The organism is Pseudoxanthomonas yeongjuensis (assembly GCF_010093345.1).
GTDB classification, from domain to species: domain Bacteria; phylum Pseudomonadota; class Gammaproteobacteria; order Xanthomonadales; family Xanthomonadaceae; genus Pseudoxanthomonas_A; species Pseudoxanthomonas_A yeongjuensis.
Genome location: NZ_PDWT01000001.1, coordinates 1,447,770 through 1,463,073 on the forward strand (window position 1 = coordinate 1,447,770; position 15,304 = coordinate 1,463,073).

Here is a 15,304-nt window from a genome sequence, read left to right on the forward strand (position 1 = left end):
GTCCCAGGAATCACCGCCATGCCATTTCGCACAATTCTCACTTATGCCCTGATCGGCGCGAACCTCGTGCTCTTCGATCATGCCAACGCCGCGCAATCCGCCGACCTTGTCGCGGCCACTGCATTGCAGTCCGGCCCCACCGCCGGCCAGGCACGCTATGAACTGGGCGCCGTAGTGGATGTGCGGCAAGCCAATGCCAACGGCGCCGCCCTGCTGGCGATCACCCCCGGCGGCGCAGCGGATCGCATGGGATTGCGCGCAGGCGATCGCTTGCGCGCGATCAACGGCCAGCGCCTCGACGACACACCGAAGCCGTCCTTGGCACTGGAGCGTGCCCTGCAGGACGGCGACGGCACGCTGCAGGTCGAGGCCATGCGCAACGGCAAGCCGTTGCTGCTGTCGGGTCGCGCCGACCTGGCCGTTGCCGGGCGCCAGGGCAACATGCGGTCGTGCGGCTATGTCACCGACCGTGAAGGCGTGGTTCCCCGCAACCAGGACATCTTCAATGTCGAAATCACCCAGATCGAGGGACGCAGCACGCCGCTCATCCCTGCCAACCGCCATCGCGTCGAGTCCGGCAAACGCGTGCTCGTGGTGCGCGAACTGATCGCTTATACGCACCTGAATTCCGCGCAACTGGTGCAGATCAAGAAGATGAAGAAATTCGCCTTCGCCCGCGCCTATAAATCATTCGTGATCGACGTGAAGCCGAACATGAGCTACCGCATCGGTGCGCGGCTGATCAAGGACAAGCTGGACACCCAGAGCATCCGCGACAACGCCTACTGGGAGCCGGTGGTCTGGGAAGTAGTCCCGGAAGCCTGCTCCTGATCCGGCGGCCTGGCACGAAACCGCGCCGATAGCGACTCAGCCCGTCCCTTCCATCACCTGGCGCAGGAAAGGCACGGTGATCCTGCGTTGCGCCGCCAGCGATTCGCGGTCGAGGCGATCGAGCAAGGAGACCAGGCTGGACAGGTTTCGATCTGTACGAGAAAGCATCCAGTCGATGGCGGCGTCTTCCAGCACCAGGCCGCGACGTTGCGCGCGATCGCGCAGTAGGTCGGCGCGGGCCGCATCGCCCAGGGGATCCAGCACCAGGCGTGCGTTCTGCGACAGGCGCGAGCGCAGGTCGGGCAACGCCAACGCAAGGGTTTCCGGCGCCTCGCGCGCCGTATAGAGCACGTTCAAGCCGGCGCTGCGCGCACGGTTGTGGAAATCGAACAAGGCGATTTCGTCGTCGCGGTCGCCGGCGATGGCTTCCAGTCCATCCAGTGCGACCACGTCATTGCCTTCCAGCGCATCCAGCGCGTCACCCAGGCGTCCGCTCGCCGCCACCAGCGGCAGGTACGCGGAACGGCGCCCGGCCTGTTCGGCGGCGGCGCACAAGGCGAGCGCCAGGTGGGTCTTGCCGGTGCCGGCGGCGCCGGCAAGATAGAGCCAGTCGGCTCCCGCCGCTTCCGCCAGCGCCCGCAGCTGCGCGATCGCGCCCGGCGGCGCGGCGATGAAACTTTCCAGGCGTTGGTCGGGCGGGTAGCGCAACGCCAACGGCAGTTGCGGGACGCTCACTTCTGTTCGGCGTCCTGCGGCAGCGGATCGGCGAGCGTGTCCTTGTCCAGGTAGGTATCCAGCACGATGCTCGGACGCTCGCCCGCATAGAGGTGGCTCTGCGTATAGCGCTCATGCGCGTAGCGCAGCAACACGTTGACCACCGCCGCCATCGGCAACGCCAGCAACATGCCGAGGAAACCGAACAATTGCCCACCCGCCAGTACCGCGAAGATCACCGCCACCGGGTGCAGGCCGATGCGGTCGCCGACCAGTTTCGGGGTCAGCCAGTAACTTTCGATCAGTTGACCGATGCCGAACACCGCAAGCACGCCGGCAATGTGCTTCCAGTCGCCGTATTGCATCAGCGCAGCCAGCACGCCCAGGACCACGCCACTGGTCGGGCCCAGATAGGGCACGAAAGTAAGCAGGCCCGCGACGATGCCGATCAGGATGCCCAGGTCCAGGCCGACCGCCCACAGCCCGACGCCGTACATCACCCCCAGGATGATCATCACCAGGAATTGCCCGCGCAGGAATCCGCCCAGCACATCGCTGGATTCGCGCGCCAGCCGGGTCACGGTCCCGATATGGTCGCGCGGCACCATCGACGCCACCCGTCCGACCAGCAAATCCCAATCGCGCAGGAAGAAAAAGGTGATGACCGGAATCAGGACGATGCTGGTCAACATGCCGATCAGGGCGAAACCCGAGCGCGATACATAGCCCAGCACGGTCGTGGCGACACCGCCCGCACGTTCCCAGTTGCTGCGCATCAGCTCGATCAGGTGGCCAAGGTCCAGCCAAGCGGCGATCTGCATGCCGGTGCGTGCTTCGATCCACGGGATCGCCACCCCGGTGAACCATAGCCGGTAACGCGGCAGGGATTCGATCAGGGTCGAGATCTGGCTTTCGATCAGCGGCACCAGGATGACCAGCACCAGCGCCAGCAGCAGCGCCATCAGGGTGAACACCATGATCACCGCGGTATTGCGCGAGCGACCCGCCAGCTGCAGGCGATCCACCAGCGGATCGCCCAGCCAGCCCAGCAGCGCGGCGACCGCGAAGGGGGTCAGGATCGGCGCCAGCAGCCACAGCAGCCAGAACGTGCCGACGCCGACAGCGGCCCATTGCAGGCGCCGCAGGAAGCGTGCGATCTCGAACTCGGGACTTTCGCTCATGGATCCGCTCACTTCATTCGATAGACGGGCGGCTCGCCTTCGCCGCCAACGAAGGGACCGTCGTCGCCGAGCATGCGCTTGAAACCGGAGGGTCCGCTCAGCAGTTCCAGGTCCAGTTCCAGAATATCGCCGCTGGCCCGGACCGGAGTGACCTTGCGGACCACGCTCATGCCCTGCAGCGCGGCGGACAGGCGCAGGTAGTCGTCGGTGTTGTCGATGCCGGTGAAGATCATCCGGTAGGTACCCGAAGGGCCACCGCTGCCTTGCCTGCCGTAACGCTTCATCAGCGCCTCGGCCGCGCCATCGGCGCCAGCGGCCATGGCGCTGCGCGCGTCTGGGTTGCTGCTGGTCCACTTCGACAATACCTTGCCGCTGTCCACGAACACCCAATCCGCCGCCCAGCCGCCCTTGGCCCGGTAGAGCTTGCCCAGCAGTTGCATCGGCGGGCTGTACTTGGCCGAGGCGCGCGCCACGGCGGCGCTGTCCTGGCGCCAGATCGCACCCACCAGCGCCTGCTCGGCGGCGTTGCCTGCGGGCAGGCCGAGCTTGTAGCCGCGCTCGACCGCACGATTCAGCAGTGGCCGCGCGGCGTTGGCCTGTTGCAGGCCGACCAGGCGCGGGCCGCTGCCGTCGTCGATCGCCAGCCACACCACCGGCTTGGGTCGCGGTTGCGGCCATACCGGCAAGCCCAGCGCGCCCATCAGCGCATCGACTTCGTCGGGAGTGAAACGCACCACCAGGGTGCTGCGGAAAGTCGGCGCGCCGCCGGGCGAAGTGCCCTGGTCCTGGCGGTAGTCGTAGCTGTCCACGTAATCCTTGGCGTTGCGCAATTCCGCGCCCACGCCGGGCCGGCCGGTGACGTTGCGATCTCCGCTGAGTTTGCCCAGCACCACGCCAAGCGCCCGCGCGAAAGCGCCGGCGCGCTCCGCCTCGCCCTGGCTGTTGACCGGGACTTCGGCGTCGTAAACGCCTTGCGCACCGGCACGATCGCCTTCGGTACGCGGAGCGCTCTGCGCCCAGGCCGTGGTGGCGGGCAGGAGGAAAAGACCTGCGGCTAAACCTGCGAGTAACACAAAACCCGGAATGCGGCGCATCTGGATGTCATCCTTGTGGCCAGCGATTGCCTGGCGAACGGGGTGAATTGTTGCCCGAATGCGCCTTCCACGCCAACGTCGGCCGTTCAGGACGGACGATTCATCTGCCGATTCCATTGGAGATTCCATTAAAATCGCCGTTCTCGCTCCGCCTCCTGGCCTTTCCGTGACCCAGCCCACTCCCCTGACCTACCGCGACGCCGGCGTCGATATCGACGCGGGCAACGAAGTCGTCGAACGCATCAAGCCGGCGATCCGGCGCACCCTGCGCCCTGAAGTGCTGGGTGGCGGCATCGGCGGCTTCGGCGGACTGTTCGACCTGTCCGGCAAATACAAGGAGCCGGTGCTGGTCTCCGGCACCGATGGGGTGGGCACCAAGCTGATCCTGGCCAAGCAGCTGAACCGTCACGACAGCATCGGCATCGACCTGGTCGCCATGTGCGTCAACGATGTGCTGGTGCAGGGTGCGGAACCGCTGTTCTTCCTGGATTACTTCGCCACCGGCAAGCTCGACGTGGACACCACGGTGGATGTGGTCGGCGGCATCGCCAAGGGTTGCGAGATCGCCGGCTGCGCCCTGATCGGCGGCGAAACCGCGGAAATGCCCGACATGTATCCGCCGGGCGAATACGACCTGGCCGGCTTCACCGTCGGCGCGGTGGAGAAGGCGCGCCTGATCGATGGCAGCCGCGTGCGCGAGGGCGACGTGCTGATCGGCATCGCCTCCAGCGGCCCGCATTCCAATGGCTATTCGCTGGTCCGCAGGATCCTCGCCCGCGCCAACGCCACGCCCGGAAACGGCGGGCTCGACCTCGACATCGGCGGCGTGAAGCTCGCCGATGCGCTGATGGAGCCCACCCGCATCTACGTCAAGCCGGTGCTGGAACTGCTGGCGAAGCACGACCTCCACGCCATGGCCCACGTCACCGGCGGCGCGCTGGTCGAGAAGATCATCCGCGTGGTGCCGAAGGAGTTCGGCCTGGAGATCGACCCGTCGTCGTGGCCGCTGCCGCCGGTGTTCGACTGGCTGCAGCGCGAGGGCGCGGTGGCGGACAGCGAGATGTGGCGCACCTTCAATTGCGGCATCGGTTTCGTTCTGATGGTTGCGCCCGGCGATGCGGCGGCAATCGGCACCGACCTGGATCGCCTGGGCCTTGCCCACTGGCAGATCGGCGAAGTGGTCAAGGCCGGCGATGCGGAACGCTTGAAGATCGGCTGAGGCGAACCCGTGCAATCCGGCAAGAAGATCGCCCTGGCGCTGACGCTCGTCGTATTCGCCGCAAGCTGGATAGCGCCGCCCTGGCCGGTGGAGCAGGCGCTGCACAGCAGCCTGACCGTGGTCGGCCTGGTCTGGTTGTACTGGCACGATCGCCGCTGGTCGATGCCCACCCGGCAGTTCGCGGCGATCTGCGCCTTCATCTGCGTGCACTGCATCGCCGCGCGCTGGTTGTATTCCAACGTGCCTTACGACCAGTGGATGCAGGTACTGACCGGATGGTCGCCGCAACAGGCATTCGGCTGGCAGCGCAACCACTTCGATCGGCTGATCCATCTCCTCTATGGCGTCTGCTTCGCGCCGGCGCTGCTGCATTACCTTCGCCAACGCTGGCCGCTGGGCCCGCGTCAGGCATTCGTGCTGGCGGTGATGACGGTCATGTGCAGCAGCCTGGTCTACGAATGGCTGGAATGGGCCATCGCCCTGGCCCTGTCGCCGGAAGCCGCCGAGTCCTACAACGGCCAGCAAGGCGATATCTGGGATGCGCACGCGGACATGTTGCTGGCGACGGTGGGCGCATTGGTCGCATGGCCACGCCGCCAAACCGGTATCCGCCCGATCAGGGAAGCAGCAAGCTCGTGAACATACGCATCGCCGTGCTGGTTTCCGGACGCGGCAGCAACCTGCAGGCGCTGCTGGATGCGATCGACAACGGGACACTGGAGGCGGAAATCGTCGGCGTATTCTCGGACCGGCCCGATGCCGCCGCCTTGCAACGCGTGGCGCCTGCGTTGCGCTGGAGCGAAGCGGCGGAATCCTTTCCCGATCGCCTTTCGTTCGACCATGCGCTCGCCGGAGCCGTCGCCGCCCGTCGTCCCGACTGGGTGGTGTGCGCCGGCTACATGCGCATCCTGGGCGACCGGTTCGTCGAACGCTTCCGCGGGCGCCTGCTCAACATCCACCCCTCCCTGCTGCCGAAATACCGTGGCCTGCGCACCCATGCGCGTGCGCTGGAGGCGGGCGACACCGAGCATGGAACCAGCGTGCACTTCGTCGTACCTGAACTGGACGCCGGAGCGGTGATCGCGCAGGCGCGCATGCCCGTGCTGCCCGGCGACGACCCGCAAACGCTGGCGCAGCGCCTGTTGCCGCAGGAACATCGGTTGCTGGTGGAGGCGTTGCGATTGGCCGCGGCCGGCCGCCTTGCTGAACGTGACGGCATGGCCTATTGCGATGGTCAGCCCTTATTTACGCCCCTGCGTCTAGATTCTGCCGTTGGCCTGACGCTTCCGGACGCCACGACTTCCCCATGATCCCCCTTCCCCTGCGCACACTGCTGATCGGCACCCTGACCCTGGTCAGCCTGCCCGCACTGGCGCTCGAGCCCTTCGTGGCCACCTACCAGGCTTATAACGAAGGCAAGCTGGCCGGTGCCGCCAAAATGCAGGTGGTGCAGACCGAAGACGCGCGCTGGCGGGTCGACCTGGGTATCCGCGGCACCCGCGGCTTCGCGTGGCTGGCCGGATTGAACATCGAGCAGAGCACCGTGTTCGACACCCGGGACGAGCAATACCGTCCGCTCAGCCAGGCCACGGTCAAGCATGCCGTCTTCACCGGCAAGAAAATGTCGGGCGTATACGACTGGCAGGTGCGCAGCGCGCGCTGGCAAGGCGACGTCAAGAAAACCCGCACCGCCGCCATTCCGTTGCAGGATGGCGACATGAGCGCCTTGCTGGTGAACCTGGCGGTGATCCGCGATGCGCAGCCGGGCAAGGCCCTGAGTTATCGCGTGGTCGACAACGGCCGTGCCCGCGACTACCAGTACGCAGTCGCCGCACAGACCGAAATCGTCAATGTCGACGACCTCAGCTACGACGCCATGCGCGTGGCCCGCACCAACGGCGGCAACGACGAAACCATCTTCTGGGTCGCCAACGGCGTGCCCACCCCGGTGCGCATCCTGCAGCGCGAAAACGGCCAGGACACCCTCGACCTGCGCCTGGTCGAATACCAAGGAGTGCAATGAGCATGAGCATCCCCATCGCAATCGCCCCCACCGCCATCGGCCGCCTCATCCTCGGCGCGATCACAGCCGGCATGCTGGCTGCGGCCAGTGCCCCTGCCTTCGCCGTGCAGGCCTTCAGCGCCGACTACGAGGCCAATGCCATGGGCATGCAGGGCAACGGCCACATGTCGATCACCGCGCAAGGCAAGGACCGCTGGCAATATTCCCTGACGATCAGGAATTCGCTGGTGGACCTGAGCCAGTCGACCGTGTTCGACGAGCAGGACGGCTGGCTGCGCCCGCTTTCCAGCACCGACCTTTCGCGCCTGCTGGTGAAGAAGAAGGCGGTCAACACCAGTTTCGACTGGGGCAAGAACCAGGCGACCTGGAGCGGCGACGTGAAATCCGGACGCGCCGGCCCTGTCGCGCTCCAGGCTGGCGACATGGACGCCCTGCTGGTGAACCTGGCCATCGTCCGCGACGTGGCGGCCGGCAAACCGCTCAACTACCGCATGGTCGAGAACGGCAGCGCCAAGCCGATGAATTACCGGATCGTGGGCAAGGAAAAAATCACCATCGGCGGCAAATCGCGCGATGCGACCAAGGTGTCCCGGACCTCGGGCGACAAGGAAATCATCGTCTGGGTCGTACCCGGCATGCCGGTCCCGGCACGGATCCTGCAGCGCGAGGACGGGCAGGATTCGATCGACCTGCAGGTCAAGTCCTGGCATTGATCCCGGCCTGCGCGTCGAACGGAAAAGCCCGGCATCGCCGGGCTTTTTTTCATTCTTCCTCGCCGGCGGCCGGCGCCATCACCGTCCTGCACTCCACACGGATGGAACTCTGGTCCTTGCGCCAGTAGTACGAGCTGCATTCGCGCTGGCCTTCGCTGGTCTTCTTCACCGCCACCGCATAGAACGCTTCGAATATCTCCTGCTGGCTGACCGTGCCATCCGCGTTCCAGTCCATGTCCCTGGTGCGGATGCCGCTGATGCCGGCCGCGCCGATGTATTGCAGCCAGCCGACCACGGCCAGTGCGATGAGCACCAGTCCGAGCAGGGCCTTGCGCCGGGTGGAAAAAAGCTTGCGTGCTTGTGCGGGTTTCGGGTTCATGCCGGGGCTCAGGAGATACGGCGGATCTTGGCGCCCAGCGCACCGAGTTTTTCCTCGATGTTCTCGTAGCCGCGGTCGAGATGGTAGATGCGGTCGATGACGGTGTCGCCCTCGGCGACCAGGCCCGCCAGGATCAGCGAGGCCGAGGCGCGCAGGTCGGTCGCCATCACCGGCGCGCCGCTGAGCTTGCCGACGCCGCGGACGATGGCGGTGTGGCCATCGACTTGGATGTCGGCGCCCAGGCGCAACAGTTCGTTGACGTGCATGAAGCGGTTTTCGAAGATCGTTTCGCTGATCACGCCCACGCCATCGGCGATGCAGTTCATGGCCATGAACTGGGCCTGCATGTCGGTGGGGAATGCCGGATACGGCGCGGTGGTCAGGCTGACCGCGCGCGGGCGCTTGCCATGCATGTCCAGGGTGATGCTGTCGGCGGTGGTCTCGATGGAGGCTCCGGCTTCGGTCAACTTGTCCAGCACCGCCTCGAGGGTGTCGCCACGCGCGCGGCGCGCGACTATCCTGCCGCCGGTCATGGCCGCGGCCACCAGGAAGGTGCCGGTTTCGATCCGGTCGGGCAATACCGCATGGCGGCCACCCGACAGGCGTTCGACGCCATGCACGACGATACGCGAGGTGCCCGCGCCCTCGATCTTGGCGCCCAATGCAATCAGGCAATCGGCCAGGTCGGTGACTTCCGGCTCCATCGCCGCGTTCTCGAGCACGGTGGTGCCCTCGGCCAGGGTCGCGGCCATCAGCACGTTCTCGGTGCCGGTGACGCTGACCATGTCGAACACGTAGCGCGCGCCCTTCAGGCGCTTCGCGCTGGCCTTGATGAAACCGTTCTCGACCGATATCTCCGCACCCAGCGCCTGCAGGCCCTTGATGTGCTGGTCGACCGGGCGCGAGCCGATCGCGCAACCGCCCGGCAGCGAGACTTCCGCCGCGCCGTACTTGGCCAGCAGCGGACCCAGCACCAGGATCGAGGCGCGCATGGTCTTGACCAGTTCGTAGGGCGCCACGTGCTGGTTGACGCTGCGCGGATCGACGGTGATCGCGCTGCCCCGCGACAGCGTGCCTTCGTCGATGCTGATGCCCGCGCCCAGTTCGCCCAGCAGCTTCACCGTGGTGACCACATCGTGCAGGTGCGGCACGTTGGTGATTTCCACCGGCGCGTCGGCCAGCAGGGTGGCGCACAGGATCGGCAGCACCGCATTCTTGGCGCCGGAGATGGTGACTTCGCCGTGGAGGGGGTTGCCCCCGCTGACTACGATTTTCTGCATGGGCCTGTCTGATCTCTTTAAAGTGAATAACGCAGAGCTGTTTGACACGGATAAGGGCTGATAAGAGCGAATCAAGGCGAATAAGAAAGCCTTAGGGTTCATCCGCTTTCATCCGCTCTTATCCGCGTCAAAAAAACCTTTATCGGGAAGCGACTTCATCCGGCGTCACGGTTTTCAGGGCAAGCGCATGGATCGCGCCGCCCATCAGATCGCCCAGGGTGGCATAGACCATCCGATGACGGGCCAGGGGCAATTTGCCCTGGAACGCCGGGGAGACCACGGTTGCCTCGAAATGCACGCCATCGTCGCCGAATACCCGCACTTCCGCCCCTGGCAGGCCGATTTCTATCAGTTTACGGATGGTTTCGGTGTCCAACGTGCTTTTCCTAATAAAATGAACGGTCATTCTAACCCCTGCCCGGCAATCCCCATGCCCGAATTGCTGCCCCAGCAAGAGAACGCGACCGATGCCAGCCTGGCCGCCAGCGGACGTCGCGTGGTGGAGATCGAAGCGCGCGCACTGGATGCATTGGCCCTGCGCATCGACGGCGTATTTTCGAGCGCCTGCCGGCTGATCCTGACCTCGAAGGGCCGGGTGGTCGCCACTGGCATGGGCAAGTCCGGTCATATCGCGCGCAAGATCGCCGCGACCCTGGCCTCGACCGGCACTCCCAGTTTTTACGTCCATCCGGGTGAAGCCGGACATGGCGACCTGGGCATGATCACGGATGCGGACGTGGTGCTGGCGCTGTCGTATTCGGGCGAGTCGGACGAAGTCCTGACCCTGTTGCCGGTGCTGAAGCGCCAGGGCAATGCCGTGATCGCGATGACCGGCCGGCCGCAATCGACCCTGGCGCGCGAGTCCGACGTGCATCTGGATGTCAGCGTTCCCGCCGAAGCCTGCCCGCTCGATCTGGCGCCGACCTCGAGCACCACCGCCACTCTGGCGATGGGCGATGCGCTGGCCGTGGCCTTGCTGGAAGCGCGCGGCTTCACCGCCGACGACTTCGCCCGCTCGCACCCCGCCGGCAGCCTGGGGCGGCGCCTGCTGCTGCATATCACCGACGTGATGCACTCGGGCGAGGAGGTGCCGCGCGTACGCGAGGATGCGACGCTCAGCGAAGCGCTGATGGAGATGAGCCGCAAACGCCTGGGCATGACCGCCGTGGTCGACGCCGGGGACAGGTTGATCGGCCTGTTCACCGACGGCGACCTGCGTCGCACCCTGGACGATGCGGCCCTGGACGTACGTACCGCGATGATCGCCCAGGTGATGACCCGCCAACCCAAGACCATCTCCGCCGACCAGTTGGCGGTGGAAGCGGCACGACTCATGGAAACCCACAAGATCAGCGGCCTGGTCGTGGTGGATGAAGCCGGACGCGCCGTGGGTGCGCTCAACATTCACGACCTGTTGCGCGCACGCGTGGTCTAAACCATAAGCTGGTGGTTCGTGGTCGGTGGTTCGTAGCGGATCACTGCCTACTCCCACCAACCATCGACCTATTCCCACATGCCCAATCCCCGTCCCCAAGCCATCACCGCCGATATCCGCGAGCGCGCCGCCAAAATCAGACTGGCGTGCTTCGACGTGGATGGCACCTTGACCGATGGCCGCCTGCACTACGACAGCGAAGGTCGCGAATCCAAGGATTTCCATGTGCTCGATGGCCAGGGCATGGTGTTGCTGAAGCGTTTCGGCATCCAGGTAGCCTTCATCACCGCACGCAACAGCCAGTCGGCCGCGCATCGCGCGCGCGACCTGGGCGTGCAGGGCTTCATCGGCACCAAGGACAAGTTGGCGCAGGTACGCGCATTGTGCGAAGAGCAAGGCATCGATCTGGGCCAGGTCGCCTTCATGGGCGACGATCTGCCGGACCTTGAAGCCATGCTCGCCGTAGGCCTGAGCGTGGCGCCCGCCAATGCGCATCGCTGGATCGCCGATCGCGCCCGCTGGATTACCAACGCAAGCGGCGGCCAGGGCGCCGCGCGCGAGCTCTGCGACCTGCTGCTGGATGCGCAAGGCCATACCCACGTGCTGCTGGCCGGAAGCGCGCCATGAACTGGCGCCTGGGACTGGGACTGGTGCTGCTGGTCGCTGCCGCGCTGAGCGGCTGGTCGGCATGGAAGCAACGCGACGTACCCGAAGCCGACGCGCCTTCCAGCGAGCGCTCCGACTACCTGATGCGCGATTTCGAGATGATCAGCCTCGACGACCAGGGCCAGGAGTCGATGACCCTGCGCGCGCCCGAAATGCAACGCAGCCCGAAAGACGAGACCTTCCAGATCACCACCCCGCTGTTCCTGTTGCCCGACACCGATGGCAATCATTGGGAAATGCGTTCGAAGACGGCGTGGGTGAGCGCCAAGGGCGACGAGGTCCGCCTTTCCGGCCAGGTCAATGGCAAGAGTCCGCAGGCCGCCGCCGTTCCCACCACGTTCGAGACCGAGCGACTGAACGTATTCCCCCGCAAGAACCTCGCCAGCACCGACGATGCGGTCACCATCACCCGCCCGGGTTCTATACTCTCGGGCGTTGGTTTCGAGACCAACACCAAGACCAAGCGATACACCTTCAAGTCCCAGGTCAAGACCCGATATGAACCCAAGTCTGCGCGCTAGCCTAATTGTCATTCTTGCCGCTTCGTTGCCGGCATTGACGTGGGCAAAATCATCCGACCGCAACCAGGCGATGAATATCGATGCTGGCGGCCAGTCCGGCACCATCGAAGGCTCCGGAACCACGGTCCTGTCTGGTGGCGTGATCGTGCAGCAGGGCACGCTGGATGTGCGTTCCGACCGCGGCGAGATCACCATGCGCGACAACGAGATTGCCCGTGTCGTGTTCACCGGCTCCCCGGCGACGTTGAAGCAGCAGATGGAAGACGGCAGTCCGATGACCGCCACGGCCAATCGCATCGACTACGACACGATCAACGAAGTAGTGACCTTCACCGGCAACTACACCGTCAAGTCGCCCAAAGGTTCCAACAGCGGCCAGAAGATGGTCTACAACCTCAAGACCGGCAACATGCAGAGCGGCGGCGACGGCACCCGGGTCAAGACCGTGATCCAGCCCAAGTCGGCCGCCGCCAAGAAGCCCGAGGGCAGCAAGTAATGCTTTCCGCCCAGGGCCTGCGCAAGCGCTACAAGCAGCGCGAGGTCGTCGCCGACTTCGGCCTGACCCTCGACGCGGGCGAGGTGGTCGGCCTGCTTGGCCCCAATGGCGCCGGCAAGACCACCTGCTTCTACATGATCGTCGGCCTGGTCGCTGCCGACGCCGGCCGGATCGAGCTGGACGGCCGCGACATCACCGCCGAACCCATGTACAAGCGGGCCAAGCTGGGCGTGGGCTACCTGCCGCAGGAACCCTCGGTATTCCGCAAGCTCACGGTTTCGGACAACCTGCGCCTGGTCCTGGAATTGCGCGAGGACCTGGATTCGGCCGGGGTGGAGAAGGAGCTGGCCTCGCTGCTGGACGAACTGCAGATCGCCCACGTCGCCGAACAACTGGGCGCCAGCCTCTCCGGCGGCGAGCGCCGGCGCTGCGAGATCGCCCGCGCCCTGGCCGCCAAACCGCGGCTGATGCTGCTGGACGAACCCTTCGCCGGCGTCGACCCGATCTCGGTCGGGGAGATCCAGCGCATCGTCAAGCACCTCAAGGACCGAGGCATCGGCGTACTCATCACCGACCACAATGTGCGCGAGACCTTGGGAATCTGCGACCGGGCGTATATCCTCAATGAGGGCAGCGTGCTGGCGCAGGGGGCACCGGACGCGCTGCTGGCCAATCCGGACGTGCGTCGCGTGTACCTTGGGGAAACTTTCCGCCTCTGATGTGCGCGTCGCGCGGCCCGGCCGTGCCACAACGCGTTTTCGGATTGCGGAATGAAGCCACGCCTCCAGACATCGCTGGGTCAACAACTGGTCATGACGCCGCAACTGCGTCAGGCGATCCGCCTGTTGCAGATGTCCACGGCCGAACTCGAGATCGAGATCACCGAGGCGGTGGAGACCAATCCCCTCCTGGACTGGGACGACAGCCCGCCCAGCGGCGATGACATCGCCCCCGCCGACACCCCGCCGGAGGACCCGCGCGAAACCAGCCAGGGCGACGAGCCCGACGACTGGTCGCCCGACGAAGGTCCCTGGTCGATGGAAGACGGCGGCCACGGCAGCGGCGGCTCCTTCGACGACGACGACCAAGGCAGCGCCGCCGAACGTGTCGCCGAAGTCGACACCCTGCAGGACCATCTGCTGTGGCAACTGCATCTGTCGCACCTGTCGCCACGCGACCGCAGGATCGGCGCGGCGCTGATCGACGCACTGGAAGACGACGGCTACCTGCGCGAACCGCTGTCCGGCATCGCCGAGACCCTGCTCCCGGAAGTGACCGCCGGGGAAGACGAAATCCTGACCGTGCTGCACCAATTGCAGCGCTTCGATCCGGTCGGCGTGGCCGCACGCACGCTGGGCGAATGCCTGCACCTGCAGCTGGCGGTATTGAGCGACGACACTCCCGGCAAGACGCTGGCCTTGCGCATCGTCGATGGCGACGCCCTGGAACGCCTGCCGAAAAGCGGCATCGCCGGCCTGGCCGCGGAACTCAAGCAACCGGTCGGGGAAGTCGAGGAAGTGGTGCAGTTGCTGCGTTCGCTCGATCCCAAGCCGGGCGCGCAGATCGGCGAACTGAGCCACGACACCTACGTGGTCCCCGATTGCGTGGTCTGGCGCCAGCGCGGCGTCTGGCGCGCAGCGCTGGCCGGCAACAACCTGCCCCGGATCACCATCCACCGCGGTTACGAGCAGATGATCCGCCAATGCGGCGAGAACGACGCAGGCTACCTGCGCGGCCACTTGCAGGAGGCGCGCTGGCTGCTGAAAAGCCTGGAAGCGCGTGGCGACACCCTGCTCAAGGTCACCCGCTGCCTGCTGCGCCAGCAGGCCGGTTTCCTGGAATTCGGCGAACAGGCGCTGCGCCCGCTGACCCTGCGCGAAGTCGCCACCGAGGTCGGCCTGCATGAATCCACGGTTTCGCGCGCCATCGCCCGTAAATACGTGCGCACCCCGCGCGGAACCCTGCCCTTGCGCGCGTTCTTCGCCTCGGGGGTCAGCACCGAAGGCGGCGGCGAAGCTTCCAGCATCGCGATCCAGTCGATGATCCGGCGGCTGATCGAAGCCGAAAACCCGCGCAAGCCGCTGTCGGACGCCAAGCTGGCCGACCTGCTCAAGACTTCCGGGGTGCCGGTGGCGCGCCGCACCGTGGCCAAGTATCGTGAAGCCATGGAAATACTTTCGTCGCATGAACGCGTGCGCATCGGTTGATGACGTTCCCCCGAGGAGCGTGCTTGATAACGCTCCCATAAGGAACGATGGTCCATGATGCTTGCGGTCGCCTGATCGTCATTCCGGGCCGGCGCCCGCACAACCGCAGGAGGTATCGAACTTCACCCATCCACTCGAGGTCACAAGCACCGAAGTGTTATCCGCGGATTCCGCGGCCTATCGACCCGTAAGGAGGCAAGCGATGCGTATCGAGACCTATGGCCAGCAGATCGAAGTCACCCCCGCGCTGCGGGAGTACGTAGAAACCAAGTTCAAGCGCCTGGAACGGCATTTCGAACAGCCACTGGAAGTCCGGACCCAACTGGGGATACGCAAGCCCGACTACATCGCCGAGGCCACTCTCAACCTCGCCGGCCGCACCCTGCATGCCGACGCCGGCGCCCAGACCATGTATGCGGCGATCGACGTCCTGGCCGACAAGCTGGACCGGCTGCTGCTCAAGCACAAGCAGAAGAAAATCGACGCGCAACGTGTGCCGCGCGGCGAGAATGCGGATTAGCAGCGTGAGGGCCAGCCGCATGCGG

The 15,304-nt window shown here is 65.6% G+C and carries 19 protein-coding genes; 13 read left to right on the forward strand and 6 right to left on the reverse strand.

Annotation, left to right across the window (positions count from 1 at the left end):
- The first annotated feature begins 18 nt into the window (after positions 1 to 18).
- Positions 19 to 831: a PDZ domain-containing protein gene (locus CSC74_RS06475; RefSeq protein WP_211369555.1), complete on the forward strand. Its 813-nt coding sequence runs from the start codon at positions 19 to 21 to the stop codon at positions 829 to 831.
- Between the two features lie 36 nt (positions 832 to 867).
- Here the strand turns inward: CSC74_RS06475 and hda are convergent, their stop codons facing one another.
- The 3 genes from hda to CSC74_RS06490 are packed head-to-tail and all read right to left on the reverse strand — an operon-like array spanning position 868 to position 3,820.
- On the reverse strand, positions 868 to 1,566 hold the full coding sequence (hda, locus tag CSC74_RS06480; RefSeq protein WP_162313545.1) for a DnaA regulatory inactivator Hda: 699 nt from the start codon (positions 1,564 to 1,566) through the stop codon (positions 868 to 870).
- On the reverse strand, positions 1,563 to 2,726 hold the full coding sequence (locus tag CSC74_RS06485) for an AI-2E family transporter (RefSeq protein ID WP_162313546.1): 1,164 nt from the start codon (positions 2,724 to 2,726) through the stop codon (positions 1,563 to 1,565). The genes hda and CSC74_RS06485 overlap by 4 nt, the downstream gene beginning before the upstream one ends.
- Positions 2,727 to 2,734: 8 nt before the next feature.
- Positions 2,735 to 3,820 carry a DUF2066 domain-containing protein gene (locus CSC74_RS06490; protein ID WP_162313547.1) on the reverse strand — a complete coding sequence of 362 codons (1,086 nt, stop codon included), beginning with the start codon at positions 3,818 to 3,820 and terminating at the stop codon, positions 2,735 to 2,737.
- 184 nt (positions 3,821 to 4,004) lie between these two features.
- Between CSC74_RS06490 and purM the strand changes: the two genes are divergently transcribed.
- Genes purM through CSC74_RS06515 form a run of 5 tightly spaced genes read left to right on the forward strand, consistent with a single transcriptional unit; the run spans position 4,005 to position 7,775 of the window.
- On the forward strand, positions 4,005 to 5,039 hold the full coding sequence (gene purM, locus CSC74_RS06495) for a phosphoribosylformylglycinamidine cyclo-ligase (protein WP_343037880.1): 1,035 nt from the start codon (positions 4,005 to 4,007) through the stop codon (positions 5,037 to 5,039).
- A gap of 9 nt (positions 5,040 to 5,048) precedes the next feature.
- A complete protein-coding gene (locus tag CSC74_RS06500; RefSeq protein ID WP_162313549.1) occupies positions 5,049 to 5,678 on the forward strand; it encodes a DUF2238 domain-containing protein in 630 nt (209 codons plus the stop codon).
- On the forward strand, positions 5,624 to 6,349 hold the full coding sequence (gene purN, locus CSC74_RS06505) for a phosphoribosylglycinamide formyltransferase (RefSeq protein ID WP_211369556.1): 726 nt from the start codon (positions 5,624 to 5,626) through the stop codon (positions 6,347 to 6,349). Before CSC74_RS06500 ends, purN begins: the two co-directional genes overlap by 55 nt.
- Positions 6,346 to 7,062 carry a DUF3108 domain-containing protein gene (locus CSC74_RS06510; protein ID WP_162313551.1) on the forward strand — a complete coding sequence of 239 codons (717 nt, stop codon included), beginning with the start codon at positions 6,346 to 6,348 and terminating at the stop codon, positions 7,060 to 7,062. The genes purN and CSC74_RS06510 overlap by 4 nt, the downstream gene beginning before the upstream one ends.
- A gap of 2 nt (positions 7,063 to 7,064) precedes the next feature.
- A complete protein-coding gene (locus tag CSC74_RS06515; protein ID WP_162313552.1) occupies positions 7,065 to 7,775 on the forward strand; it encodes a DUF3108 domain-containing protein in 711 nt (236 codons plus the stop codon).
- Positions 7,776 to 7,824: 49 nt separating this feature from the next.
- Here the strand turns inward: CSC74_RS06515 and CSC74_RS06520 are convergent, their stop codons facing one another.
- The 3 genes from CSC74_RS06520 to CSC74_RS06530 all read right to left on the reverse strand — a co-directional run bounded on the left by CSC74_RS06520 (position 7,825) and on the right by CSC74_RS06530 (position 9,810).
- The gene (locus tag CSC74_RS06520) at positions 7,825 to 8,154 is read right to left on the reverse strand and encodes an EF-hand domain-containing protein (protein ID WP_162313553.1); all 330 of its coding nucleotides are present in this window, start codon (positions 8,152 to 8,154) and stop codon (positions 7,825 to 7,827) included.
- Positions 8,155 to 8,162: 8 nt separating this feature from the next.
- The gene (gene murA / locus CSC74_RS06525) at positions 8,163 to 9,434 is read right to left on the reverse strand and encodes a UDP-N-acetylglucosamine 1-carboxyvinyltransferase (RefSeq protein ID WP_162313554.1); all 1,272 of its coding nucleotides are present in this window, start codon (positions 9,432 to 9,434) and stop codon (positions 8,163 to 8,165) included.
- Between the two features lie 139 nt (positions 9,435 to 9,573).
- Complete coding sequence (locus CSC74_RS06530; protein WP_162313555.1) at positions 9,574 to 9,810, reverse strand: BolA family protein; 237 nt, start codon at positions 9,808 to 9,810, stop codon at positions 9,574 to 9,576.
- A 54-nt stretch (positions 9,811 to 9,864) separates the two neighbouring features.
- On the opposite strand from CSC74_RS06530, the gene CSC74_RS06535 reads away from it, so the two are divergent.
- The 7 genes from CSC74_RS06535 to hpf all read left to right on the forward strand — a co-directional run bounded on the left by CSC74_RS06535 (position 9,865) and on the right by hpf (position 15,279).
- Positions 9,865 to 10,869, forward strand: a complete 1,005-nt coding sequence (locus CSC74_RS06535; RefSeq protein ID WP_162313556.1) for a KpsF/GutQ family sugar-phosphate isomerase — start codon at positions 9,865 to 9,867, stop codon at positions 10,867 to 10,869.
- A gap of 78 nt (positions 10,870 to 10,947) precedes the next feature.
- Positions 10,948 to 11,496 carry a KdsC family phosphatase gene (locus CSC74_RS06540; protein WP_162313557.1) on the forward strand — a complete coding sequence of 183 codons (549 nt, stop codon included), beginning with the start codon at positions 10,948 to 10,950 and terminating at the stop codon, positions 11,494 to 11,496.
- Positions 11,493 to 12,056 (forward strand): LPS export ABC transporter periplasmic protein LptC, encoded by a 564-nt coding sequence (lptC, locus tag CSC74_RS06545; RefSeq protein WP_162313558.1) that lies wholly within the window; start codon positions 11,493 to 11,495, stop codon positions 12,054 to 12,056. Before CSC74_RS06540 ends, lptC begins: the two co-directional genes overlap by 4 nt.
- A 70-nt stretch (positions 12,057 to 12,126) precedes the next feature.
- The gene (gene lptA / locus CSC74_RS06550; protein WP_246192958.1) at positions 12,127 to 12,552 is read left to right on the forward strand and encodes a lipopolysaccharide transport periplasmic protein LptA; all 426 of its coding nucleotides are present in this window, start codon (positions 12,127 to 12,129) and stop codon (positions 12,550 to 12,552) included.
- Positions 12,552 to 13,271 (forward strand): LPS export ABC transporter ATP-binding protein, encoded by a 720-nt coding sequence (gene lptB / locus CSC74_RS06555; RefSeq protein ID WP_162313560.1) that lies wholly within the window; start codon positions 12,552 to 12,554, stop codon positions 13,269 to 13,271. The genes lptA and lptB overlap by 1 nt, the downstream gene beginning before the upstream one ends.
- 93 nt (positions 13,272 to 13,364) lie before the next feature.
- Positions 13,365 to 14,759 (forward strand): RNA polymerase factor sigma-54, encoded by a 1,395-nt coding sequence (locus CSC74_RS06560; protein ID WP_425501437.1) that lies wholly within the window; start codon positions 13,365 to 13,367, stop codon positions 14,757 to 14,759.
- A 202-nt stretch (positions 14,760 to 14,961) separates the two neighbouring features.
- Entirely contained in the window at positions 14,962 to 15,279 is a 318-nt protein-coding gene (hpf, locus tag CSC74_RS06565) for a ribosome hibernation-promoting factor, HPF/YfiA family (protein ID WP_162313562.1), read from the forward strand.
- The last annotated feature ends 25 nt before the right edge of the window (positions 15,280 to 15,304 follow it).